Genomic DNA, 24,796 nt, shown 5'->3' with positions numbered 1-24,796 from the left:
TATTTATTCCTTGCTTTTTTAAGTGGAAATAATAATAAAATTTTTATTAAAAGAAGTTTATATTAAATAATATTTTTTATTATTTAATGATAAAATTTTAAAACTTTCGTCAACAAACTATTGACATCTTTTTCTAGATTTTTTTCCACCTCACTTGTTTTTCCATGTTCAATAAATTTGTCTTCATATTCAAAGCTAATAACTTTTACATGCAAATCATATTTTTGTAAAAAATTATTAATTAAACTTTCTATACCGCCAATTTTAACATTTTCACTAAAAATAAACCAAATTTTACTTTTTTTAGCAAGCTCACACAAAAGCTCTTCATCTAAAGGTTTAGCAAAAATTAAATCAATCAAATTAGCATTATTATTCATTTCTTGCAAGGCTCTTAAAACTTGCCACGCTTTTGCCACACCTTGTCCATAACCTAAAAAAGCAATTTCACTACTATTTTTTACAAGCCATTGCGCCTTACCAAGTTTTATCTCACAAGGATTAAATTCTTTATCCAAAATAAAACTCCCTCTAGGATAACGAAAAGCAATAGGTCCTTGATGTAAATAAGCATACTCCATTATATTTTGCATCATTTGTTCATCTCTTGGAGCTAAAAGAGTGAAATTTGGCAAAGGAGCTAAAAAACTAAGATCAAAAACACCTTGATGCGTCTCCCCATCTTCGCCTACTATCCCTGCTCTATCCATAGCAAAAACCACATTTAAATTCATAATCGCACAATCATGAATCACTTGATCATAAGCACGCTGTAAAAAGGTGCTATATATTGCAATAAAAGGTTTAAATCCTTCTTTTGCCATAGCGGCCATAGAAGTTACTGCATGCTGTTCTGCAATAGCCACATCCCAAAAACGATTTGGATATTTTTCTATAAGCTTATCAAGACCTGTTCCACTTGGCATAGCCGCCGTAACCCCAACAATATTTTCATATTTTGAGGCTAAATCAAGCAAATTCTTAGAAAAAATTTCAGTAGCAGATTTTTTAGCATCACTTTTTTTAACACTCTCTCCACTATCTATATCAAAAGCTCCCACCCCGTGCCATTTAGCATGTTTTCCTTCAGCTAAAGCATAGCCTTTACCCTTTATGGTTTGAGCATGTATCACACAAGGCTTTTGCATAGCTTTTGCTTGTTTTAATGCAGAAATAATTTCACCTAAATTATGTCCATCAATAGGCCCTATATATTCAAGCCCTAATTCTTCAAACAAAAGCCCAGGAGTAATAAGTTTAAAACTCTCTTCAAAACGCTTGGCCATATAAGTAGCACTATCAGGCAATATATCCAACATTTTAGCAATACGCTTTTTAAAACTTTGATAAAACTGCGTTGCCATAGCCTGAGAAAGATACTTTGAAATTGCTCCAATTGGTTTTGAAATACTCATTTCATTATCATTTAAAAGTATTACGCAAGGAAATTTAGAATCACCCAATTCATTTAAAGCCTCATAGGCCATACCCGCACTTAAAGCACCATCTCCAATCAAAGCAACAGGAATACGTTTTTCACCCTTTAAAGCAATGGCCTTACAAGCACCTACTGCCAAAGAAATAGAGGTGCTAGAATGCCCTGCTACAAAATAATCTCCCTCGCTAGGTTTTGTATAACCACTTAAACCATTGATTTGTCTTAAAGTATCAAATATTTCTTCTTTTCCGCTTAAAAGCTTGTGTGTATAAGATTGATGTGACACATCAAAAATAAAAGGATCTTTTTTTGCATCAAAAACCAAATGCATTGCTATACTAAGTTCTACAGCACCCAAATTTGAACTTAAATGTCCACCATTTTTACTCACAACTTGTATGATTTTTTCACGTATAGATGCTGCTAAATTTTCTAATTCTTTTAAACTTAGCTTTTCTAACTCTTCTTGAGTATGGGCAAATTTTTTACTCATTATTCACCATTTTTTTAATTTTAGTTAGACGAGAGTTAAGATTGGATTCTATATTGCCTGCGTCACTTATAATAATAACACTTCCTTTGCTAATTGCATCATCAAGACTTATTTTAATATGAGCATTCTGATCAAATTGCTCTTTTAAATACTCATAATCCTCTGCATTAACCTTAAGCTCAATTGCACTAGCACCCTTAAGCTCGCCGATTAAATCTTTGGCCAAAGCATAAGCTATCTTACTTGAATTTAGTTCAAGTTCTTTTAAGATTACTTCTTTAGCGATATCTATAGCAGTATCTGCTAATTCTTTCTCGTTTTTTTCTATAAAATTTTCAAGATTTTCACAAGCATTATCGAGCTTGGCTATACTTTTTAAATACTTATCTTTAAAATCACTCAATTCCTTTTGAAATTCTTCTTTTGCTTTCTCATAACCTTCTTTGGCAAATTTTTCTTTAGCATTTTCAAGTTCTGAATTTAAGCGGTTATTAAATTCATTCTCTTGACTTTCTATTTGCATTTGAAGTTTAATAATATTGCTTGACATTTCATCTGTTTTTTTAAGCAAATCTTCAACAAAACTTGGTTGAAATGTTGGAATTTGAGTTTCCATAACAGCTTGCGTAGGGGCAATAGCATGATTTTCTTCGACTGGTTTTTCATCATTTAAAGATATATTAGCATTTTCTTCATCTGGAGTTTGAGTATGTTTTTTTTCACCTATATGATTATCAAATTCTGAAATAACTTTAAAACGATATCCTTCAACAACATGCTGATCAGAAGCCCCACCAGAAATTACATTGCTACGATTAACCATCTCTCACCTACTCTATCATTTCATCCGCATCGCCTGTTTGAACAAGACCTTGTTCTGCAAGTTTTTGCACCACTTCAACAACCTTTCTTTGTGCATCTTCAACATCTTTAACACGCACAGCACCCAAAAAACCCATTTCTTCAAGAAAAGCTTCGCTTGCACGCGTAGACATATTGGCTAAGAATTTTTGCTTTAACTCTTCACTTGCGCCTTTTAAACCTATCATTAAATCACGCTTATCAGCTACTTTTAAAATTTCTCTTATAGCTTGAGTACTAAGTTTTTGTATATCATCGAAAGTGAACATAAGCTCTTTAATAGTCTCTGCTAAGCGTTCATCACTTTGTTCAATATAAGTAATGGTTGATTTGCTTGCTTTTTGACCCAAACGATTAAGCACTTCTGCTACTGCTCTTGGGCCGCCCACTTCAACCTTATAAGAGGTAAGACTTTCAAGCTTGCTTTCTAGCACTGCAGAAACTCTTTTAATAATACTTGGAGAAATATCGCCAAGATTTGCCATTCTTATAACCACCTCAGCCCTTAATTCATCACTAAAATACTCTAAAGTTTCTGCCGCATGAATAGAATCCATGTGTGCCAAAATAAGAGCGATGGTTTGTGGGTGCTCTTTGGTAATAAAGTCTGCAAGTTGCTGTGGTTTAATTTGCGCCAAATAAGCAAAATTTTGATTATTCTCCATACTTTTAGTGAGTTTTTCAAGAATTTTATTTGCAATCTCTGGTCCAAAAGTACGAAAAAGTATTTCTTTAGCATATTCCAAACCACCGCTTTTAATATATTGATTTGATTGAAGCAGAGTGTAAAATTCTTCTAAAACTGCAGTAGCTACGGATCTATCAACATTTTTAGCCATAGCAATATAACGTGAAATTTCTGTAATTACATCAATTTCCATATGTGAAAACACAGAAGTTGTTGCATCTTCGCCAAGTTGTATAAGAAATATCGCCACCTTTTCAGGCATCGATAAATCATCATAGACCATTTTTTGTTCTTCACTTAGCTTTATCATCACATATCCTTTTCACCAAATTCACTATCGTTTTGAATTAAATTTTGCAAAAGTGCAGCAATTTCCTCGCTTTTATCACTTACCAAACCACGCAATTTTTCAAGCAAAACCTCATACTGGATAGAATCTTCATTGAAATTATCTCCAAAACCAAGTTGTTCTTCAACTTTTTTCCTTGCTGCATTCATTTTTTCCAAAGTATCTTCAACATCATCTAAAACAGCATTTGGACCTTGCTGCATTTCTTCTTGCGCTGCGACATCTTCAAGCATTTTTTGAGTAAATGGAGTAATAACTTTTTTGTAAAAAATAAAAAGTAAAATCGCTGCAATAAAATACTTAACCGGTGGAATAAACGGCTCAATAAAACGATTATAAAAAGTTTTAACTTTACTCTCAACTCTAATCGACTCACGATGAAATGGTAAATTTTGAACTACAACACTATCACCTCTAGTAGCACTAAAATTAATAGTATTTTTAACTATACTCTCAACACTTGCAAGCTCTTCTTTGGTTAATGGAACATATTCGCTTTTCACATCCCCATTTTCATCAACCACATCTTGATATTTTCCATCTATAGTAACAGCTGCTGAAGTGCGTAAAACTGTTGCAAATTGTTTTTTGGTATTTGTAATAGTTTTAGAAAGTTCATTATTCGTAGTAACTTGATTTTTTTTATAAGTGTCAATTTGACCCTTATTGTCAAGTCCTTCAACAGGACCTATATTAGAAACAGCACCTGGAACACCCTGAATTTCTGGATCTTTTCTACCTGTTCTTTCCTCGTTTAAAGTTTGCTCGCTACGCACTATAGGATTTGGATCATAAATTTCACTTTGAGATTCTTGCTTGGAAAAATCAAAATCTATATTTACACTCACTTTTACTTTATCCATACCACCTGCAAAAGGAGCTAAATTTTCTATAATCTTATCTTCTAAAGCTTTTTCTTGATCACTTTTAAATTTAATTTGCGCACGAACCAAATCATCTTCATATGCTTCTTGCTCATCTAAAGGCACACCACTTTGATCACTAATCTTAACATTTTCTTTAGTAAGTTTTGGAACCGCCGCTGAAACAATATTTTTTATACCATCAATTTGTTTTCTAGTAAGCTTTAAGCCTTCGCGAACATTAACAACAACTGAAGCTGTAGGCGGAATTTGCCTTTCGGTAAAAACACTATCTTTAGGAAATGCTATGTGTACAACAGCGCTACGAATAGGTTCTAAAGTCTCAATAGTTCTTGCAAGTTCGCCTTCTATGGCTCTTTGGTATTTTACCTTTTGTTCTTCATTTGTAGCTCCAAAAGCTTGAGTATCAAAAGCTTCAAAACCCACGCGACTATCTTTTATAAGACCTTCGCTTGCAATAAACATTCTTTGACGATAAACCTGATCTTGTGGAACTAAAATTTTATTTTCACTTTCTAATTTATAGGGAATATTATTTTGTTCAAGTTTAGCTACAATTGCAGCAGAAGAACTTGGACTTACATTTTCAACTAAAACTGCATATCCATTATTTGCATTACTACCACTTCCGCGAAATAAAGCTAAAAAAACCAAAAACCCAACCACCACTACAATAGATGCAGCAATCACTATACGCTGCTTGCGAGTTAAATTTTGATAAAGTTGCCCAATTTGATGAAACATATTTTTAAAATCCATTAATTCTCATCCCTTAGTTTGGCGAATTTTACATATTTTTATTTGATTTATATCTATCTTAAAATCTTATCAAATTCTGTAAAAAATCTTTCATTTTCATAAGATGTTCCTATAGTAATGCGTATAGCATTTAAACCATAGCTTTTTAAATTTCTTATTATTATACCCTTTTTAAGCAATTTTTCAGACAAATCTGTACTATTTTTTTCATCAAAAAAATAAGTGATGAAATTTGTATAACTATCAATGATTTTGATATTATGTTTTTTAGCAAATTCTTTATAAAGCTCCATTTGAGAAAAATTATTCTCTAAAGTTTTTTCAGTAAATTCATCATCATCCATTGCTGCAACTGCTGCTTTTAAAGCAAGATTGCTCACATTAAAAGGCGCACGAAGCTTGTAAAATGCACTAATAATACTAGCATCAGCTATGCCATAACCAATGCGTAAGCCTCCTAATCCATAAAGCTTAGAAAAAGTTCCCAAATAAAGTACATTGTCAAATTCTTTAATCAATTCACAAGGTTCTAAATGTTTTTTGCTATCTTTAAAACTTGCAAATTCATTATAAGCTGCATCAATCACAACTAAACAATCCTCCTCCACACCTTTAATAAATTTGGTCACTTCACTTGCATCCAAACACTCGCCTAAAGGATTGTTTGGCAAGCATAAGAAAATGAGTTTAATTTCATCTTTGTGCGTTTCATAAAGCTTTTTAAACTCATCTAAATTATGAGTAATGCTTTGAGTTTTATAGCACTTTGCACCGCATTGTTTGGCGTAAATTTCATACATAGCAAAGGTAACTCCAGCTTGCAAAAAAGCATTTTTAGAATTTAACTTAGCATGTATAGCAAATTCAATCACTTGATCACTGCCTGCACCGATAATAATATTTTCATTTTGAACTTTGTATTTTTGAGCCAATGTGCTTTTAAGTTCTATCATACTATCATCAGGGTAAAGATGGGCTTTGTTTGCATTTTGTCTTAAACATTCTATAGCTTTTGGTGGCGTGCCAAAAGGATTTTCATTACTTGCTAATTTTATCACTTCTTTAACGCCATATTCTTTAGCAATAACTTCTATATCTTTGCCGGGTTCATAATTGCTTAAATGATTTAAAAATTCATTAAATTTCATCTTTCTCTCCTGATAAATAAGATCCAAGCCAAACAATCTCTTGTATATCTTTTAAAGCTTTTTTTACATTTTCATCATCAATATGCCCTTCAAAATCTATATAAAAACTGTGTAAAAATTCTTTTGATTTTACAGGACGAGATTCAAGCTTGGTAAGATTGATATTTTCTTTTTTAAACTGCTCTAATAAAAAGCTAAGCCCCCCAGGTTTATGTGCTGTGTGTGCTAAAATAGAAGTTTTACAATTTGGCATTTTAGGATTTTTAATATCGCTTAAAATTAAAAATCTTGTTTTATTGGCTGCATTATCTTCTATTTTATCAAAAAGCACAGGCACATTATAAAGCTTAGCCGCTATTTTAGAGCAAATTGCTGCTGCATATTTATCTTGCGAAGCTAGATAAGCCGCATTAGCTGTAGATTTTGAAGGAACAAATTCTATAGCACTAAGTTCATGACTTTCTAAAAATTTACGACATTGATTATAACCTTGTGGATGCGAATAAATACGTTTGATTTCTTTTAAATTTTCATTAATTCCCACAAAAGAATGATGAATATCCATATAAATTTCACCAAAAATTTTAAGCTCATTATACCTACCTAGACAATCTAAAGTAATACCTACTGCACCTTCGGTATTATTTTCTATAGGCACAACACCGTATTTTGCTTCTTTGTTGCTTAACTCTTTAAAAACATCTTCGATATTAGCCAAGGCTATATAACGACTCATCGCTCCAAAACGACTTCTTGCTGCTTGATGAGTATAAGTTCCTTCAGGCCCTAAATAAGCTATAGTTTGAGGCATTTCTAAATTTCTTGAAACTGCAAAAATTTCTTGATAAATTGCCTCTATGGCATTTTGATCTAAAAGTCCTAAATTTGCATTTTTTAAACGATTGATAATGGCTCTTTCGCGCTCAGGACGATAAATACTTCCCCCGCTACTTTGTTTAAGCTCGCCTATGCTTTTAACATAAGTCATTCTTTCGTTTAAAAGTTCTAAAATTTTATCATCAACCGCATCGATTTTATTTCTAAATTCTTCTAAATTTAGCATTTTAGCTCCTTTAAAAACTCAAAAACACTAGGATAAACTCCATCAAGCAAATCCGTATCAAGCCCTTTTGTGTCGCTTATTTTGCCGCTTAAAACTAACAAGGTTTTCATGCCGAGTTCTTTTGCCTTAAGCAAATCTCCTCTAAAATCATCACTAATGATTTTAATATCTTCAAAATCGATTTTTGAATTTTGTCTTCTTATCAAATTTAAAGCTTCTTTATAAAAAGCAATGCTAGGCTTACCCACAACCTCGTATTTAAAATCAATAGCATTTTTAAGCATAGCCATAATGCTACCTACACCAGGATAAGGCCTGCCATCTTTTTTATAAATGCTAGTTTCGTGCATAGCTATAAACCTAACTTCTCTTCTAGCAAATTCTATCATACTAGCAAAATCTTTAAATTTAAAATCATCATAACTAGCTACAAGCACAGCACTAGGATTTACAAAATCAAGTTCAAAACCAAGATTTTCAAGACTTTTTACAAACTCATCTGCACCAAAAGCCACAACTTTACAAGGTTTTAAAAGGTGTTTTAAAACGCTAAAAGGATCAATATAAGCATTTTCTTTTATAGCCAATCCTTTTTGCTGTAATTTTTCTAAAAAATCAAGTTTTTTTGTATTGTTAGTAATAATAACATAAGGAAGATTTTTTGCATTTAAAAAATCGATCAATTCTTTAGCACCATGGATTAAACTCTTATCATGATCAGAAATTAAAGTCCCTTGAACATCTAAAAAAAACATTTTAAGCCTTTAAAAATTTCTCTTCTAAAACGATTTGATTTTCAAAATTTTCTCTTTGACGGATCAATCTTACCTGTCCTTCTTCAAGGGCTAATTCGCAAACTTTATTACGAGTATTGTAGTTACTACTCATGCTAAAACCATAAGCTCCAGTATTTTTAATAACCATTATATCACCACTTTGAGTGCTAGGTAAAGACCTTGCTTTAGCAAAAAAGTCTCCACTCTCACAAATTCCACCTACAACATCACATAAACTCTCTTGGGCTTGAGTATAAGGTAAGATTATTTCATGATAAGCCTCGTATAAACTTGGGCGTATAAGATCATTCATCGCTCCATCTACTACAACAAAACGCTTGGTTTTATTTTGTTTTTCATAAAGTACTGAACAAACAAATTCTCCACTTTTAGCAACTAAATACCTTCCAGGCTCCATTCCTATGGTTAAATCAAGCCCATGAAGTTGTGCTAATATACCTTGTGCATAATTATAAAGATCAACTTCACACTCATCTTTTTCATAAGCCACACCCAAGCCACCGCCTATATCAAAAAATTTAAGATCGATTTGCAAGGCTTTTAACTCTCTTACAAGTTTTGCGACAATGGCTGCTGCTTCATGAATAGGAGAAATATCTAAAAGTTGCGAACCTATATGAAAATGCACTCCAACAGGCTCTAAAAAAGATGAATTTTTTGTATAAAGATACATTTTTCTTGCTATATCAATTTCAACACCAAATTTATTTTCATTTAATCCTGTAGAAATATAAGGATGAGTTTTTGCATCAACATTTGGATTAACACGAATACTAATTCTTGCCTTTAGATTAAGTTCTTTAGCCACACTTTCTAAAAGCATCATTTCAGCTTCGCTTTCAAGGTTAATATATAAAATATCATATTCTAAAGCTTGTCTTAACTCTTCTTTGGTTTTTCCTACTCCACTAAAAATAATCTTATAAGCTTTTGCCCCTGCTTTTAAGGCACGCTTTACCTCGCCTATACTCACACAATCAAATCCACTATCTAAATTTGCAAGCATTTGCAACAAACTTAAATTTGAATTGGCTTTTACAGCATAAAAAATTTGAGATTTTCTAGCCTTAAAAGCCTCTTTGAGATTTAAAAAACGCTCTTTTATGAAATCAAAATTGTAAATATAAAAAGGAGTATTAAATTCTTGCTTTAATTGTTTATAATCCATATTTAACCTTTAATTTTTATAATTTTACTACACAAAGCTTAATTTATCGATGCTTATAATACATATAAGCACTTAAACAACCCAAAATTATAATAGGCACTACAATGCCAATTTCACTTGCAATCACACTATTTTCGCTTAATCTAGTAAGCAAAAACAAGACTCCCCAAATCATCAAAGTCACTACAAAAGCTATAAAAGTTACAAAAGCAAGATTAAAAAATCTTGCTATTACAGGAAAAAAATAATACATAATAAGCATTAAAAATGGTGCAAAAAAAGGAGTAAAAACAAATTTATAAAGATTGATTTTAAGAGCATCTGTATTGACATTTTGCGCCTTAAAAAGCTCAAAACTTTCAAGTGCGTCAGATATTGAATAATCACTATTACTAGCAACCCCTTCTATAATCTTTGGTTTAAAACCCTCAAGTGATTTAAGCTCGGAGAAATCTTGTATCTTTAAACCATCATTAGCAAGTTCATAATTTTTAGGTAATAATGTAATATTACCATCTCGCAAAATCCAACTTTCACCTTCAAAATGGGCATTTTTAGCACTTACAAAAGAGCTTAAATTTAAATCATTGATATTAAAAATTTTTATATTTTGAGCACTATTTTGTCCATGATTTATCTTTGAAATATAAACAAAATTATTGTTAAATTTCAAAAACACTTCTCCACTTTGATTCATAATAGTGCCATTTTTTAAAATATTTCTCTTATAATCATTTGCATAAGCAAAAGAAGTAAAATTCAATCCTATATAAATACAACAAAAAAATAAAGCCCATAAAAAAGGAAATAAAATAACATAATTTCTGCTCAGTCCTAATGCATAAAGACTTACAAATTCATTTGCCCTGATCATGGAAATCAAAGAAACTACCAAGGCAAAAATCAAAGAAATGGGTAATACATAAGGTACTGCCGAGAAAGATAAAAACATAATATAAAGCAAATCAAGATTTGCGGCTTTTGGTAGATCTTTAAAATTTAAGAGCAAATCAATACCACAATAAAAACCAAGTAAAGAAAAAAATATAATAAAAAAATTTTTTAGATAAATCCCTGAAATAAAACGAAAAAATATCCACATCTTAAGCCTTTAGGCTGTATTTAGATGATATAGCAGACAAATCATCATTTTCAATAAGCTCAAGCAAAGCTTTTTTTGTATGCTCTAAAACTTTGCTTAAAGTTATTTCTTCTTCGGCTTTAAACTTGCCCAAAACATGGGAAATCACATTTTCACCCTTTCCCACTCCTATACGCACTCTTTCATAATCATTTCCACATAAAGTATCTATGCTTTTAAGCCCATTATGTCCACCACTTGAACCGCCTTTTTTAAAGCGCAAGGCTCCTAAATTTATATCTATATCATCATGGATAACTATCATTCTTTCGCATTTATAAAAATCATTCACTGCTTTTACACTAAGTCCTGAATTATTCATATAAGTACTAGGTTTAAGAAGAAGCAAAGAAGAACCTATTTTAAAAAGTTCTCCTTTAAATTTAGAGTTTGTAAGATTTGTAAAATTGCTTTCTTTTAAAAGCAAGTCAATTAGCATAAAACCGACATTATGACGGGTATTTTCATACTCTACGCCTATATTGCCAAGCCCTACGACTAAAATCATCTAGCTTTTTCTACACCTACAACCGCTACTCTATCAGCATCAATCATAGTTACTCCCGCAGGAACTACAATATCACGAACAAGCAAAGCATCACCCACATCAAGCTTACTTACATCAAGTTCGAAGAAATTTGGCAAATTTTCAGCTGCACATTTTACTTTTAATCTTCTTTTTGATTGGATTAAAACACCTTTATTTTTAAGACCTATAGCTGTTCCTGTGATTTTAACTGGAACCATGTATTTAGAAATCACACCTTTTTGTGCAACTTTTAAATCCACATGTTTAAGTTCTGCAGTTACAGGATCTTTTTGATAATCCACAACTACAACGCTTAAAGTTTGAGAACCTACTTTTACATCAAAAATTAAAGTAGTTTTTTTACGAACTTCCTTAATAAACTCATTTACTTTAAAAGCGGCATTGATGTTTTCTAATCCTTTTCCATAGATGTTTGCGATTAGATAACCATCTCTTTTTAAAGCTTTAGCAGCTTTTCTACCGATACTCTCTCTAACGATACCTTCTAACATCTTTTGTCCTTTCTTAAAAAATGAGCTTTGATTATATCTAATTTTGGCTTATGGAAAAGTAAATTTATAGCTTCTTTTAATTTCTTTAAGATATAATTTGTTTTATAAATTATGTTAATTTAAGGCTTCATGTGAATGAAAAATTCAATATCAATATAGCTTGGTTTTTAATAATCTTAGGTGGGATTATAGAATGCTTTTGGGTAAGCGGACTTAAGTATTCTACAGAAATTTGGCACTATATTTTAACAGCCATTGGGGTTTGTATTTCTTTTACTTGCTTTTTAAAAGCTTGTGAAAGACTTGAAGTAAGTATTACTTATAGTGTTTTTGTAGGCATTGGCACTGTTGGGGTGGTTTTAAATGAAATGTTTATTTTTAACGAGGCTGTTTCTATAGTTAAACTTGTGCTTATAGCGATTTTACTTTTAAGCATTATAGCCCTTAAATGGGTAAGCAAGGAAGCTTAGTTATGGAATGGTTTTATTTGTTTTTAGCTACTGCTTGTGAAATTTTTGGTGTGGTGATCATGAAAGAACTTGTAAGCACTAAAAACAAGCTTTACCTTTTGGCTTTGATTGTGTGTTTTGGATTTTCTTTTACTTTTTTAAGCTTAAGTATGCAAAATATCGCTATGAGTGTTGCTTATGCTATATGGACAGGAGCTGGAACTGCTGGTGGGGTAATGATAGGAGTACTTTTTTATAAAGAAAGTAAAAGTTTTTTAAAACTTTTTTTAATCGCTGTGATTATTGCTTGTACAGTAGGTTTAAAATTTCTTTCTTAAGGATTTTTTGTGCAAATTTATGTGAGTGGAATACATACTGATGTAGGAAAAACACATTTTAGTGCAGCTTTTTGCGCGAATTTTAACTATGACTATTTTAAACTCATTCAAGCAGGAACTCCAACAGATAGCGATTTTATTGCAAAATTTAGCCCAAAAACAAAGATTTTTAAAGAAGGTATTTTTTTGCAAACTCCAGCTTCTCCTCATCTTGGAAAAATCAAAGAAAAGCTTGATTATAAAGCCTTAGATATCATTTTACCAAAAAGCAAAAACCTACTTATTGAGCTTGCGGGTGGGCTTTTTTCTCCTATGGATGAAAATTACACTATGATTGATTTTATGAATATTTTTAAACACCCTACGATTTTAGTAGCAAAATACTATCTTGGAAGTATTAATCATATCTTGCTTAGCATTGAAGCTTTAAAGCAAAGAAATATCAATATTTTAGCCCTTGTGATGATGGGTAAAAAAGATATCTTACAAGATGATTTTATAAAAAATTATGCAAAAATTCCTATAATCAATCTTGATTTTTTTGATGAAAATAGTATTTTAAATAAAGATTTTAAAGAACAAATGCAAGAAATTTTACAACTTAAAATTCCTTAAAAATCTGCTCTAAACTCTCTACTACATAAACGATTTGTTCTTTTGTGATGATGTAAGGAGGCATAAAATAAATCGTATTTGCCAAAGGTCTTAAAAGCAAACCTTTTTCTAAGGCTTTTTGAAATACAAAAAGCCCCACGCGTTCATATTTATAACTTAAAATATCAAAAGCACTAATCATTCCGCAAGTTCTAAAATTTCCTAAAAAATCAAATTTTTTAAGTTTTGAAAATTCTTGTTGGATAAAGGCGCTTAAAATTTGATTTTTTTCTAAAATATTTTCATTTTCAAAGATATCTAAAACCGCATTAGCCGCTGCACAAGCTAGAGTATTTCCTGTATAACTATGAGAATGTAAAAAGGCTTTTTGCTCGCTATAAGGTGCATAAAAGGCATTATAAATTTCATCCTTTGTAAGCACCACAGAAAGAGGCATAAATCCTCCTGTAATTCCCTTTGAAAGACAGATAAAATCAGGGCTTTGTTTGCATTGATGCAAGGCAAACAAAGTTCCTGTGCGTCCAAAACCCACTGCAATTTCATCAAAAATCACTTGCACATTAAAATCATGGCAAAGCTTGATCGCTTCATCGATAAAACCAACTTCATACATGTGCATATTTCCCGCACATTGCACCAAGGGTTCAAGAATAAAAGCACAAATTTCACTCGAGTGTTTTTCTAAAATATCTTTTAAAATTTCAAGCTCTTTAGTATAGTCTTTACCTTGTGGCACAGGAGTGCTTAAACACTCTAAAAGCAAGGCTTTGTAAGTATCTTTATATAGCGCAACATCGCCTACGCTTAAAGCCCCTAAGGTTTCACCATGATAGGAATTGCTTAGGGATAAAAATTTATTTTTTTTCAAACCTTTATTTAAATGATAATGAAAACTCATTTTAAGTGCTACTTCAATGGCACTTGAGCCATTATCTGCATAAAAACATTTATTAAAATCACGCCCCACTTTTTCACAAAGTCTAGCCGAAAGTTTGATGATAGGCTCATGTGTAAAACCTGCTAAAATCACATGTTCAAGCTCATTAACTTGTTTTTTAATGGCATTTGCGATTTTTTCATTACAATGACCAAAAAGATTTACCCACCAAGAACTCACACAATCCATATAAGCTTTATCATCAAAATCATAAAGCCACACGCCTTTTGCTGTTTTTATAGGGATTAAAGGTAAAGTTTCGTGATCTTTCATTTGTGTGCAAGGGTGCCAAATGTGTTTTAAATCGAGATTTTTTAAGATTTGATTTTGCATCATAACTTCTTTTTTAAAAATATTTTGGCAAAATAATACTTTAAATTTTTAAATTTACAGGAAAAAAATGAAGCTTGAAAAAATTTTGCAAGATCTAGAGCAAAATCACAATCTAAGAACTCTAACGCCTTTAAAACATGAAAATAAATTTGTTTATAAGCAAGATCAAAAACTTTTAAATTTAGCAGGAAATGATTATCTTTATTTGGCGTCTTCTAAAGAGTTAAAAGCTGAGTTTTTGAACACCTTAAAAGAGCAAGATTTATTTTTTTCAAGTTCGAGTTCAAGAAGTTTGAGTGGAAATTTTGAAATTTATGAAGAATTAGAAAGTTTTTTAAAGACTAAATTTAAAGATAAGGAAATTTTACATTTTAATAGTGGTTATCATCTAAATATCTCTTGTATAGCAGCACTTTCTAGCGTTTCTAAGACGCTTTTTTTAACCGATAAATTTATTCATGCAAGTATGATTGATGGTTTAAGACTTGGCGGAGCTGATTTTTTTCGTTTTCATCATAAAGATATGAATCATTTAGAGAGTTTAATCCAAAAACATTATGATAAATATGAAAATATCATCGTTTTAAGCGAAGCTTTGTTTAGTATGGATGGAGATTTTAGCGATTTTAAAACTTTGTGTGAGCTTAAAAGACGTTATGATAAAATTAAGCTTTATATAGATGAAGCACACAGCGTGGGTTGTTTTGATGAAGAAGGTTTGGGGCTTGTTAAAAAACTAGCCTTGGAAAATGAAGTGGATTTTTTGGTTTTTACCTTTGGTAAAGCCATTGCTTCCATAGGTGCTTGTATAATATGTGATGAAAAATATAAAAAATTTTTCATCAACAAAGCTAGAGCTTTTATTTATTCTACAGCCTTGCCACCTATTAATGTAGCTTGGACGCAATTTATTTTTAAAAAAATGCCTTATTTTAAGAAAGAAAGAGAAAAATTAGAGTTTTTAAGTACTTTTTTTAAAAGTAAATTGCAAGAAAAAAATCACACTGTTTTAGGCGATGCTTATATTATTTGCTTGCTTTTAGGTGAAAATAAAAAAGCCTTAGAAATTTCACAAAAACTCCAAAAAGCTGGATTTTTTGCTCCTGCGATCAAAGAACCTACCGTGCCAAAGAATAAAGCCAGAATTCGTTTTTCCTTACATGCAGGACTTAACACAGAAGAACTTGAAAGGATAATAGAGCTTTTATGAAATATGAATTTTTATGTAAAAATCCTGATTCAAAAAAACTTATAGTGATATTTGGGGGATTTGCTTCACATCCTAGTCATTTTTCGCATTTAAAAAGCAATAAAAATGTGATTTTATTTTATGATTATGAAAATTTTGATTTAAATTTTGATTTCAAAGCTTTTGATGAACTTTTTTTAATCGCTTTTTCTATGGGGGTTTGCGTAGCAAATAGACTTTTAAAAGAGCTTAATTTTAAACAAAAAATAGCCATAAATGGCACAAATTTAGGTATAGATAAATCAAAAGGAATTCATCCTACAATTTTTAAAAAAACCCTGCAAAATTTTAAATTAGAAAATTTCAAAGAAGTTTTATTTGAAGAACGCAAAAGCTTAGTCAAAGATTTTATTTTTAAAGATGAAAAAGCTTTAAAAATAGAACTTGAAAAACTTTTTGACTTTGCTTTAACAAAACAAGAAGAAAATTTGCTTTGGGATAAGGTTTATTCAAGTAAAGAAGATAAAATTTTTCCACCAAATACTTTAAAAAATGCTTTTTCAAAACTTATTTTTTTAGATGAACCGCATTTTGCTTTTTTTGATTTTAAAACTTGGGATGAAATTTGAATTTTTTAAAAGCAAAAGATTATGAAAAACATGCAAAAGTGCAAGATTTTATGGGTTTAAAACTTTGTGAAATTTTAAAAGATTTAAAAATTTCACATTTTGAAAAAGTGTTTGAATTTGGTTGCGGTAGAGGTGAATTGAGCAAAAAACTTCAAAATTTCATTACTTTTGATGAATATTTAAAAAACGATATTTTAGATTTTAAAGAAAATTCTAATATTTTAATTTTTGATATGAACGAAATTGCAAAACAAGATTTAAGTAAAGAGAAATTTGATCTTATTGTTTCAAATGCAACTTTGCAATGGCTTGATTTAAAACGCATTTTACCAAGTCTTAGGGATATGCTAAATCAAAATGGGATTTTACTTCTTTCTACTTTTGCAGAACAAAATTTAAAAGAAATCAAGCAAAGCACGGGTTTTGGTTTAAATTATTTTAGCTTAAATGAATTAGAGCAAATTTTTAAAGTCTATTTTAATGAGGTAAAAATTACTCAAGAACTCATAGAATTAAGCTTTGATAATGCTTTAGATGTTTTTAGGCATTTAAAATTTAGCGGTGTAAATTCTTTAGGATTTTATCCTTTAAATAAAAGTTTTTTAAAAGAATTTGAAGAAAAATTTCAAAACAAACTCACTTATCATCCTGTATTTATTTTATGCAAAAATGATATAAAATGAATTTTTTGTGTTATAATCCAAAAATTAAATTTTTACACAAGGAAAACTAAATGAAAAAGTTTATAGTATTTTTTGGGATTTTGTTTTTTACCTTACATCTAAATGCACAAAATTTAAGCATTTTTGTAGCTTCTTCAGCTTCAAAGGCAATGAGTGAAGTTAAAGATGAGTTTTTGAAAACACATCCAGAAGATAAAATAGAATTGGTTTTTGGTGCTTCTGGAAAATATTATGAACTTTTAAAACAAGGAAGAGAATTTGATCTCTTTTTTTCAGCGGATACTAAATATACTAAGGCTATTTATGATGATAAAAATGCCTTAATAAAGCCAAAAGTTTATGTTTTAGGAGTTTTGGCTTTGTATAGTTTGGATGAAAATTTACTCCAAAGAGGCATTGAAAATTTAAAAGAAAAGGCAGGTAAAATCACGCATCTAAGCATAGCCAATCCTAAAGTAGCTCCTTATGGAGTAGCAGCTAAAGAAGTGCTTGAAAATTTGGATTTAAATGAGCTTTTTAAAGACAAAATCGTTTTAGGCGAAAATATCTCAGTGCCTGTTTTACATGTAGATAGTAAAAATGCAGATATAGCTATAGTGGCTTATTCTTTAGTTTCTCCTATCAATCATCCTAAAGGTAAAACAAGTATTATTAATCCAAAGTATTTTAGTCCTTTAGAGCAAAGTTATGTCATCACAAAATATGCTAAGGATAAAAAATTAGCCTTTGAATTTAGTGAATTTATTAGCTCTTCAAAAGCAAAAGAGATTTTTAAAAAATACGGATTTAGCACACCATGAACCTTATAAAAGGACAAATTTACGAGCTTTTAAATCAAGAGGATATAGTTATTGTTAAAATACTTTCTAAAGAAGTGATTTTTAGTGTTTTAATGCTTGAATTAAAGTCTTTAGAAAATTTAAAAATTGGTGCGAGTGTAGAACTTCTTTTTAAAGAGCATGAGCTTTGTTTTAGCACAAGCAAAACTCTTTTAAGTGTTGAAAATTCTTTTTTAGCTAAAATTACAAAAATTAAAAAAGGCGAACTTTTGTATCAGGTATTTTTTGATTTTAAGGGTAATGAGCTTTCTAGTATCATCACCAAAGAAAAAGCCTTAGAACTTGAACTTTGTGAAAATCAAGAATGGCTTTGTTTTGTAAAAGCAAATGATATTGTATTAAGGAGTCATAGTGCTTGAACCAGCTTTTTTACAAACCCTTTATCTTACTTTTAAACTTGCTTTTATCACGACTTTTATTCTTTTTTTTATCGGTGTTTTTTTAGCTTATTTGTTAAGTTTTGTGCGTTTTCCTTTTAAAACAATCCTTCAAAGCTTTATTTCTTTGCCTTTGATTTTACCTCCTAGTGTTTTGGGATTTTATTTGCTTGTAACTTTTTCGGCTAATAGTTTTTTAGGGCAAGTTTTAAAAGAATATTTTAATCTTTCTTTGGTTTTTAGTTTTGAAGGTCTTGTTTTTGCTTCTTTGATTTTTTCTTTGCCTTTTATGGTAAATCCTTTGCAAAGTGCCTTTTCATCGATCAATCCAAATTTACTCGATGCTTCTTATAGTTTAGGTAAAAGTAAAATTTACACTCTTTTTAGAGTGATTTTGCCTAATTCTAAAGCAGGAATTTTTAGTGCTTGTGCGATGAGTTTTGCCCATACTGTGGGTGAATTTGGAGTCGTGATGATGATAGGAGGACATAAACAAGGTGAAACTTTAGTAGCTAGTATAGCTATTTATGATGAGCTTGAGATCTTAAACTATAGCTTAGCCCATCAATATGCTTTTATATTGTTTATTTTTTCTTTTTTAGTGCTTTTTAGTCTTTATTTTGTCAATAAAAAAATGAGTTTTCAATGATAAAAATTGATATCAATCATCCTATGAATACCGCCAAAGGAAGACTGGATTTAAATTTTAAAAAAGATATAGAATCAGGAAAAATTACCGCACTTTTTGGCGAAAGTGGAGCAGGAAAAACCACTCTTTTAAAAATCATAGCAGGACTTATAAAGCCTAAATTGGGGCGTATAGAAGTAGATAATGAACTTTGGTTTGATTCTTCAAAAAATTTTAGTTTAGCTTTGCAAAAAAGAAAAATTGGTTTTGTTTTTCAAGATTATGCGCTTTTTCCAAATATGAATGTAAAAGAAAATATCGCCTATGCCGCTAGTTCTAAAGCAAAGGTTAGCGAGCTTTTAGCCTTAATGGGACTTGAAAATTTAGCTAAAATTTATCCTAAACATTTAAGCGGAGGACAAGCACAAAGAGTAGCTTTAGCAAGAGCTTTAGCAAGGGAACCAAAAATTTTGCTTTTAGATGAGCCTTTGAGTGCTTTGGATTTTAAAATGCGCGCCAATTTACAAGATGAATTGGCTAAAATTTTAGAGTATTTTAAGATAAGTACTTTATTGGTAAGTCATGATTTAGCTGAAATTTATAAGTTAAGTCATAGAATTTTAGAGCTTAGGAATGGAAAAATCATTAAGGATTTTCCTAAAAATGAATTTTTTACTCATTCAAGTATTAGTGCAAAATTGCGTTTGAGTGCAACTTTGTTAGAAATTAAAAAAAGTGATATTTTAGTGGTTTTAACCTTGCTTTTAAATCAAGACATTATTAAAATTACTCTTAGTGAAGAGGAATTTTTAAAAGCTTATCAAGATATAAAAATAGGCGATACTCTCATACTTTCAGTAAAAGCTTTTAATCCTATTATTGTTGGAAAAATTAGCTAAATACTTATTTAATAATTCTTCCCTTATTTTAATATTTTTAATGTCCTTTATATCAACATTTAAAGCAAAAGATAAAATTTTGTTTTCAGTCTTTACAAATCCAACAATCCAAGCTAAATTGATATTATCATTAAAACCTGTTTTAGCATAAATTTTTTGGATTTTATCTTCCTTAAAAAGAATAATTTCTTTAACTTCTTCTTGACTTTTTTTGGAAAAAGGTAAAGAATTTTGCGAAAGTTTAAAAAGCAAATCAGCTTGATTTTTTGCAGAAATTTGTAAAGAATTATCCAACCAAAAGGTATCGATTTTTGAAATTTTTGTATTTCCATAAGAAAGTTTATTTAAGCCTTCTTGCATGGTTTTAAGTCCTATTTTTCTTGCCAATTCTTTAAAAGCAGGCACTTGAGAGCGTTTTATGGCTGAGCTTAAACTAGCATCTTGTTTCCAAGAGGGCAAAAATACTTTTTCACCCTTATAATGATAGAAAATTTCCTTTGTATCTCTAACTACACCATTATCAAGTGCAATTAAAGCATTAAAAATTTTAAAAGTTGAAGCAGGAGAAAAGGTTTGTTTAGCTCTTTGAAAATCATTACTTGCATAATTTTTTCCATCAAAGACTATAAAAGTCCCACTTGTATTACAATCTTTAAAAAAATTACCAAGTATTTTATCCTCTCCAATGGCTATATTCAAAAACAATATAAATACAATAAAATTTCTCATTGCTCTTTATATTTTGATAAGACTTTTCTCATTGCTAAACTTGCTAAAGCCAAACCAAAAGAAGCTGTTACACCCATAAAAGAACCTAAATCTTTACAATGTGCTTCTTCATCAGAAAATACCACATCAAAATTTCCCTTAAAGCCTGATTTTCTAAGTTCATAACGAAATTTTTTCGCTAAAGCATCGCCGTGAGTATTAAAAATACTTGTAGTTTTAATGCGTGTTGGATCAAGCTTTCTAGCTCCACCTGTTGAAGAGATAAAAATTTGTTTTTTAAAATCTATAAGATGAGCCAAAGCTACTTTTGCAGGGATATCATCAATGGCATCTATGATAAGATCAAACTCGCTTAAATCAAATTTTTCTAAAAAATCTTCATCGATTTTGCTGACTATACCTTTAGCCTTATAAATTCTTTCAAATACTTTAGCTTTTTCTTCGCCTATATTTTCGCTATGAATTTGGCGATTTTGATTGGTGATTTCAAATTTATCCGCATCGATTAAAGTAAGGTTTTTAAAACCACTACGATAAAGTGCATCAACGCAAATTCCACCCACTCCACCAAGTCCGCAAACCAAAACTTTTGTTTGTGAAATTTTTTGAAATTTTTCTTCTCCAACTAGCCATTTTATACGTGTAAATCTATCATTCATCATTTGCCTTTAACCATTTTTTAACTTTTTTCATTTTTTCATAAGCTGTAAGATCCAGCATTATAGGGGTTATTGTAGCGTAGCCTTTTTTAAGTAAGACAATATCGCTATTTTTCTCATCTTCAAAGTCTAAATTCGCTGCTGCAAGCCAATAATACTCAACTCCTCTTGGATTGACATTTGAGTGGGCTTCAAAATTATAAACCCTTTTGCCTGCTTTACAAATTTTAATGCCTTTGATTTTTGATTTTGCAGGAAAATTGATATTTAAAAATTCTTTTTTTTCCAAAGGAAAACCTTTATCAAAAATATTTTGAATGATTTTTTTGGTAATTTTTAAAGCATTTTTATAGTCTAGTTCTTTTTCGCTTTTTTTATAAAATTGAGAAAGAGCGATAGCAGGAATTCCTTGTAAAACCGCCTCCATAGCTCCTGCACAAGTTCCTGAGTAGGTAATATCTTCACCTACGTTTGCTCCTTTGTTAATCCCACTGATTACAAGATCAGGCAAGCGTGTTTTATAAAGTGCGTGAAGTGCAAGATAAATACAATCTGCTGGAGTACCATCATCAAGCTTGTAAAATCTTTTTCCTACTCTAACAAAACGCAAAGGTTTAGTTAGAGTTATGGAATGTGAACAAGCTGATTTTTCACTAGCAGGAGCTACTATGGTGATCTTGGCTTTAAATTCTTTTTTTAACATTTTAATGAGTTTTTTAAGTCCTTTGCTCTCATAGCCATCATCATTAGTGATAAGAATTTCTTTCATTGCTTTTCCTTATTGGATATTTTAACATAAAAAGCTTTAAGAATAAATACAAATAAAGCTATATCGGAATGTTCTTTATAATTAATTCTTTTATTCTCAACTCAATAAAGTAATTCACAATTAACTCAAAATTAACTTATTTTTTATTATTTAGTCCAATCTACACTTTAGAATCACGATTTTAATCGTAACTCTTCTAGTGTTCAAATATTTTGAATTCCATACTCATTTATATTTTTATTCTTAAAAACTTAAAATTCCATAGCTTAAATTTTAATAATAAAAAAACTTTTTTTATTATTAAAATTAACTTTCATTTTGATATTAATATATTTTTTTATAACTATAATTTTTCCAAAAAATTAAAATTTTATTCTTTTATAGAAGACAATTATTTAATCTTAAATTATAATTTTTTATATATTTTTAAAATTATATTATTATACTTATCAATATCTTAATTCACTCAAGGAGAAAAAATGCAAAAATTTCATTCTATGATAGTATTAAGCTTATTATTGATATTTTTTATCGGATGCTCTTCTAAAGAGCTTAATCCTCTGGGACGATCTTACGGTGATTTGCATGATAGCGATCCACTTAAAATAGGAAAAACACCTACAATACCAGCCAAACAAGAAACTCCTGCTTTAGTTGATGGTTCAGATTTGATACCAAAAGATGTTCCTTTAGAACCACCTGTAATAAAAACAAATACTTTTAAAGGTAATGATTTTGTTAAAGGACCTTCGCCTAGATTACAATCAAATGGAAAATTTAATGATGCATCTGTATATGAAAATAGAGGATATCCTAGTGATTTTGTAACCATAATGGGTCCATCAGGAGCTGCTTTAACTGTATGGGCTTTAAGACCCGGAAATTGGATATGGGGCTATACTTTATATTCAAGTATACCTTTTGGCGATGCAAATGTCTGGCAAATCATAGAATTTCCTCAAAACAAAGTTATGATTAAAAACGTTAAGACGCTTACATGTCTCAATGCTTATGGCGAAGGGATTGTCCATTACCCTTGCGATCAAAGCAATTTTGCTCAATTTTGGATATTATTTCCTATGAGTAATGGTGCTTACCAAATTTATAATTACGCAACTCAAAAATGCATTCAAACGCCTATAAATGATGTGATGAAAGAATTTGATTTTAGTTATTATAAAATATTTCTTACTGATTGTTTAAAATCAGGAGAAAAAAATTTAGATAGACAGTGGTATATAGCACCGCCTACTTATGCTACTCATAGTCCCTATAGATAAATTTTTGGAGTTAATTATGAAAAAAATATTATTAATCATTTTAAGTATAAATTTAAGCTTTGCTTCTTTAGAAGATTATAATGCTGGAACATGGAATTTACAAGGTTCTTCAGCATCAACAGAAAGTAAATGGAATATTAGTATTAGACAACTTGTTACGGGAAGCAATCCTATGGATGTCTTAGCTATTCAAGAAGCAGGTGTTTTACCATCCACTGCAGTAATGACACAAAGACAAGTTCAACCTGTTGGGGTGGGTATTCCTATCCATGAATACGAATGGAATCTAGGAACCTTATCTCGTCCTAATTCAGTTTTTATATATTATTCAAGAGTTGATGTAGGAGCAAATAGAGTTAATATGGCAATAGTAAGTAGAAGACAAGCGGATGAAGTAATTGTATTACCTCCTCCAACCGTTGCTTCAAGACCTATCATAGGAATCCGTATTGGCAATGATGTATTTTTCAACGCACATGCTTTAGCAAGAGGAGGAAATGATGCAGGTGCTATAGTTACTGCTGTTGATATGCATTTTAGAAACATGCCTCAAATTAATTGGATGATCTTGGGAGATTTTAATAGAAATCCAGGCTCATTAGCATCTTTATTAGATCGAGGATTAAGGGATCGTATATATTTTGTTTCTCCTGCTTCTTATACTCAAGCAAGTGGTGGTGTTCTTGATTACGCTGTTACAGGAAATTCTGATACAACTAGAAGATATACTCCCCCAGCTATACTAGCCATACTAGCTGCTGCTGGACTTAGAACATTTTTAGCTTCAGATCATTTTCCTGTGAATTTTAGAAAATTTTTTTAATATAAGGTGTTGTTATGAAAAAAATTGTTATTTTAATATTAGTTTTATTAAGCTTATCTAAATCTATCGAAGAACCTGGCGATTTATCTGATTTTACACCAATGTTTGCTATTAGATCCTTACAGACAGGAATTAGTTTAAGCCCTTTTAGAGAGACTTCGGAAGATTTAAAAGACCAAAATTGGATCTTAAGAGAAATTATACTTAGCGATGAATTAAAACAAAAAGATGAATTAGGAGAATTGTTACACTTTGGTTATGTGCAATTTGTAAATCCAAACGATGATGATATTTGTTTGGCGATACTAGAAAGTGGTTTTTTTGGAGGGAAATCATGCAAACAAGATTTAAAAGATGGAAAGTTAGAAACTATATTTTCTATTATGCCAACAACTAGCTCAGCAGTTCAAATAAGATCTTTAGTTGAAGGTGGAAGAGAATGTATGAAAATATTTTATAATCCAAATGTTCCAATAGAAAAACGTTTTGGTATACAACCATGTACTTTAGATCCAGCTTTATTTTTAGATTTAAATGAATTAATGTTTTTTACCCCAGCCATTATAGAAGCAACCCCTATTTATTAATTACTTGCAAGCAAGCTAAAATAATAAGCTTGTGAGTAATTAAAATATTTAATAAATCGATGCAAAAAATAAATAATTTTCAAAAAATACTACTGGAGAAAATAAACCTTCATATACACTTTTAGCGTGTATTTTTCCACAACTTCTTTTAATTAAGCCAAAATAAGATAAAATATTTAAAATATTTAAAATATTTAAAATAT

At 30.3% G+C, this 24,796-nt stretch carries 28 protein-coding genes; 13 read left to right on the top strand and 15 right to left on the bottom strand.

Annotated elements, in window-relative coordinates; translation table 11 throughout:
• Positions 1 to 83 precede the first annotated feature (83 nt).
• From dxs to AJN58_RS01050, 11 genes are read right to left on the bottom strand one after another with little or no spacing between them, the layout of a single operon-like run.
• Positions 84 to 1,931: a 1-deoxy-D-xylulose-5-phosphate synthase gene (gene dxs / locus AJN58_RS01100; protein WP_070233666.1), complete on the bottom strand. Its 1,848-nt coding sequence runs from the start codon at positions 1,929 to 1,931 to the stop codon at positions 84 to 86.
• Entirely contained in the window at positions 1,924 to 2,754 is an 831-nt protein-coding gene (gene fliH / locus AJN58_RS01095) for a flagellar assembly protein FliH (protein ID WP_070233667.1), read from the bottom strand. Before fliH ends, dxs begins: the two co-directional genes overlap by 8 nt.
• A 7-nt stretch (positions 2,755 to 2,761) precedes the next feature.
• Positions 2,762 to 3,790, bottom strand: a complete 1,029-nt coding sequence (fliG, locus tag AJN58_RS01090; RefSeq protein ID WP_002854670.1) for a flagellar motor switch protein FliG — start codon at positions 3,788 to 3,790, stop codon at positions 2,762 to 2,764.
• Positions 3,790 to 5,472: a flagellar basal-body MS-ring/collar protein FliF gene (fliF, locus tag AJN58_RS01085; RefSeq protein WP_002861099.1), complete on the bottom strand. Its 1,683-nt coding sequence runs from the start codon at positions 5,470 to 5,472 to the stop codon at positions 3,790 to 3,792. The genes fliG and fliF overlap by 1 nt, the downstream gene beginning before the upstream one ends.
• 53 nt (positions 5,473 to 5,525) lie before the next feature.
• Positions 5,526 to 6,620 carry a histidinol-phosphate transaminase gene (hisC, locus tag AJN58_RS01080; protein ID WP_002922251.1) on the bottom strand — a complete coding sequence of 365 codons (1,095 nt, stop codon included), beginning with the start codon at positions 6,618 to 6,620 and terminating at the stop codon, positions 5,526 to 5,528.
• Entirely contained in the window at positions 6,610 to 7,683 is a 1,074-nt protein-coding gene (pheA, locus tag AJN58_RS01075) for a prephenate dehydratase (protein ID WP_070239982.1), read from the bottom strand. Before pheA ends, hisC begins: the two co-directional genes overlap by 11 nt.
• On the bottom strand, positions 7,677 to 8,438 hold the full coding sequence (locus tag AJN58_RS01070) for an HAD-IIA family hydrolase (protein WP_070239980.1): 762 nt from the start codon (positions 8,436 to 8,438) through the stop codon (positions 7,677 to 7,679). Before AJN58_RS01070 ends, pheA begins: the two co-directional genes overlap by 7 nt.
• Before the next feature lies 1 nt (position 8,439).
• A complete protein-coding gene (gene lysA / locus AJN58_RS01065) occupies positions 8,440 to 9,648 on the bottom strand; it encodes a diaminopimelate decarboxylase (RefSeq protein WP_070239978.1) in 1,209 nt (402 codons plus the stop codon).
• Positions 9,649 to 9,691: 43 nt separating this feature from the next.
• Positions 9,692 to 10,750, bottom strand: coding sequence for an LptF/LptG family permease (locus tag AJN58_RS01060; RefSeq protein WP_070239976.1), 1,059 nt, complete (start codon positions 10,748 to 10,750; stop codon positions 9,692 to 9,694).
• A 1-nt stretch (position 10,751) separates the two neighbouring features.
• Positions 10,752 to 11,297: an aminoacyl-tRNA hydrolase gene (gene pth / locus AJN58_RS01055; protein ID WP_002892865.1), complete on the bottom strand. Its 546-nt coding sequence runs from the start codon at positions 11,295 to 11,297 to the stop codon at positions 10,752 to 10,754.
• A complete protein-coding gene (locus AJN58_RS01050; RefSeq protein ID WP_002791314.1) occupies positions 11,294 to 11,830 on the bottom strand; it encodes a 50S ribosomal protein L25/general stress protein Ctc in 537 nt (178 codons plus the stop codon). The genes pth and AJN58_RS01050 overlap by 4 nt, the downstream gene beginning before the upstream one ends.
• A gap of 131 nt (positions 11,831 to 11,961) precedes the next feature.
• Here AJN58_RS01050 and AJN58_RS01045 point away from each other — a divergent pair, with 131 nt between their 5' ends.
• From AJN58_RS01045 to AJN58_RS01035, 3 genes are read left to right on the top strand one after another with little or no spacing between them, the layout of a single operon-like run.
• The gene (locus tag AJN58_RS01045; RefSeq protein WP_002892867.1) at positions 11,962 to 12,300 is read left to right on the top strand and encodes a DMT family transporter; all 339 of its coding nucleotides are present in this window, start codon (positions 11,962 to 11,964) and stop codon (positions 12,298 to 12,300) included.
• A 2-nt stretch (positions 12,301 to 12,302) separates the two neighbouring features.
• A complete protein-coding gene (locus AJN58_RS01040; RefSeq protein ID WP_002794052.1) occupies positions 12,303 to 12,617 on the top strand; it encodes a DMT family transporter in 315 nt (104 codons plus the stop codon).
• Between the two features lie 9 nt (positions 12,618 to 12,626).
• A complete protein-coding gene (locus tag AJN58_RS01035; RefSeq protein WP_070233671.1) occupies positions 12,627 to 13,232 on the top strand; it encodes a dethiobiotin synthase in 606 nt (201 codons plus the stop codon).
• Here AJN58_RS01035 and AJN58_RS01030 read toward each other — a convergent pair.
• Positions 13,219 to 14,502 carry an adenosylmethionine--8-amino-7-oxononanoate transaminase gene (locus AJN58_RS01030; protein WP_070233672.1) on the bottom strand — a complete coding sequence of 428 codons (1,284 nt, stop codon included), beginning with the start codon at positions 14,500 to 14,502 and terminating at the stop codon, positions 13,219 to 13,221. The genes AJN58_RS01035 and AJN58_RS01030 overlap by 14 nt on opposite strands.
• A gap of 67 nt (positions 14,503 to 14,569) precedes the next feature.
• Here AJN58_RS01030 and AJN58_RS01025 point away from each other — a divergent pair, with 67 nt between their 5' ends.
• From AJN58_RS01025 to AJN58_RS00995, 7 genes are read left to right on the top strand one after another with little or no spacing between them, the layout of a single operon-like run.
• Entirely contained in the window at positions 14,570 to 15,712 is a 1,143-nt protein-coding gene (locus AJN58_RS01025) for an aminotransferase class I/II-fold pyridoxal phosphate-dependent enzyme (protein WP_070274992.1), read from the top strand.
• Positions 15,709 to 16,320 carry a pimeloyl-ACP methyl esterase BioG family protein gene (locus AJN58_RS01020; RefSeq protein WP_070233674.1) on the top strand — a complete coding sequence of 204 codons (612 nt, stop codon included), beginning with the start codon at positions 15,709 to 15,711 and terminating at the stop codon, positions 16,318 to 16,320. The genes AJN58_RS01025 and AJN58_RS01020 overlap by 4 nt, the downstream gene beginning before the upstream one ends.
• On the top strand, positions 16,317 to 17,003 hold the full coding sequence (gene bioC / locus AJN58_RS01015) for a malonyl-ACP O-methyltransferase BioC (protein ID WP_070233675.1): 687 nt from the start codon (positions 16,317 to 16,319) through the stop codon (positions 17,001 to 17,003). The genes AJN58_RS01020 and bioC overlap by 4 nt, the downstream gene beginning before the upstream one ends.
• A gap of 50 nt (positions 17,004 to 17,053) precedes the next feature.
• Positions 17,054 to 17,803, top strand: coding sequence for a molybdate ABC transporter substrate-binding protein (modA, locus tag AJN58_RS01010; RefSeq protein ID WP_070278324.1), 750 nt, complete (start codon positions 17,054 to 17,056; stop codon positions 17,801 to 17,803).
• Entirely contained in the window at positions 17,800 to 18,201 is a 402-nt protein-coding gene (locus tag AJN58_RS01005) for a molybdopterin-binding protein (protein WP_070233677.1), read from the top strand. Before modA ends, AJN58_RS01005 begins: the two co-directional genes overlap by 4 nt.
• Positions 18,194 to 18,868 (top strand): molybdate ABC transporter permease subunit, encoded by a 675-nt coding sequence (modB, locus tag AJN58_RS01000; RefSeq protein WP_070233678.1) that lies wholly within the window; start codon positions 18,194 to 18,196, stop codon positions 18,866 to 18,868. The genes AJN58_RS01005 and modB overlap by 8 nt, the downstream gene beginning before the upstream one ends.
• Positions 18,865 to 19,746, top strand: coding sequence for a sulfate/molybdate ABC transporter ATP-binding protein (locus AJN58_RS00995; RefSeq protein ID WP_070233679.1), 882 nt, complete (start codon positions 18,865 to 18,867; stop codon positions 19,744 to 19,746). Before modB ends, AJN58_RS00995 begins: the two co-directional genes overlap by 4 nt.
• On the opposite strand, the gene AJN58_RS00990 is transcribed toward AJN58_RS00995, so the two are convergent.
• From AJN58_RS00990 to surE, 3 genes are read right to left on the bottom strand one after another with little or no spacing between them, the layout of a single operon-like run.
• Positions 19,702 to 20,475, bottom strand: a complete 774-nt coding sequence (locus tag AJN58_RS00990) for an OXA-184 family class D beta-lactamase OXA-614 (RefSeq protein WP_070233680.1) — start codon at positions 20,473 to 20,475, stop codon at positions 19,702 to 19,704. The genes AJN58_RS00995 and AJN58_RS00990 overlap by 45 nt on opposite strands.
• Entirely contained in the window at positions 20,472 to 21,137 is a 666-nt protein-coding gene (locus AJN58_RS00985; protein WP_074470129.1) for a ThiF family adenylyltransferase, read from the bottom strand. The genes AJN58_RS00990 and AJN58_RS00985 overlap by 4 nt, the downstream gene beginning before the upstream one ends.
• A complete protein-coding gene (gene surE / locus AJN58_RS00980; RefSeq protein WP_070233682.1) occupies positions 21,127 to 21,903 on the bottom strand; it encodes a 5'/3'-nucleotidase SurE in 777 nt (258 codons plus the stop codon). Before surE ends, AJN58_RS00985 begins: the two co-directional genes overlap by 11 nt.
• A 479-nt stretch (positions 21,904 to 22,382) precedes the next feature.
• On the opposite strand from surE, the gene AJN58_RS00975 reads away from it, so the two are divergent.
• From AJN58_RS00975 to AJN58_RS00965, 3 genes are read left to right on the top strand one after another with little or no spacing between them, the layout of a single operon-like run.
• Positions 22,383 to 23,183: an RICIN domain-containing protein gene (locus AJN58_RS00975; protein ID WP_070233683.1), complete on the top strand. Its 801-nt coding sequence runs from the start codon at positions 22,383 to 22,385 to the stop codon at positions 23,181 to 23,183.
• A 16-nt stretch (positions 23,184 to 23,199) separates the two neighbouring features.
• Complete coding sequence (locus AJN58_RS00970; protein ID WP_070233684.1) at positions 23,200 to 24,006, top strand: cytolethal distending toxin subunit B family protein; 807 nt, start codon at positions 23,200 to 23,202, stop codon at positions 24,004 to 24,006.
• A gap of 14 nt (positions 24,007 to 24,020) precedes the next feature.
• The gene (locus AJN58_RS00965) at positions 24,021 to 24,593 is read left to right on the top strand and encodes a cytochrome c oxidase subunit IV (protein ID WP_044779556.1); all 573 of its coding nucleotides are present in this window, start codon (positions 24,021 to 24,023) and stop codon (positions 24,591 to 24,593) included.
• Positions 24,594 to 24,796 lie beyond the last annotated feature (203 nt).

Source organism: Campylobacter sp. BCW_4321, assembly GCF_001763075.1.
Lineage (GTDB): Bacteria > Campylobacterota > Campylobacteria > Campylobacterales > Campylobacteraceae > Campylobacter_D > Campylobacter_D jejuni.
The sequence above is the reverse complement of the archived record's forward strand: the minus strand, read 5'-3'. Positions and strand labels throughout refer to the sequence as shown.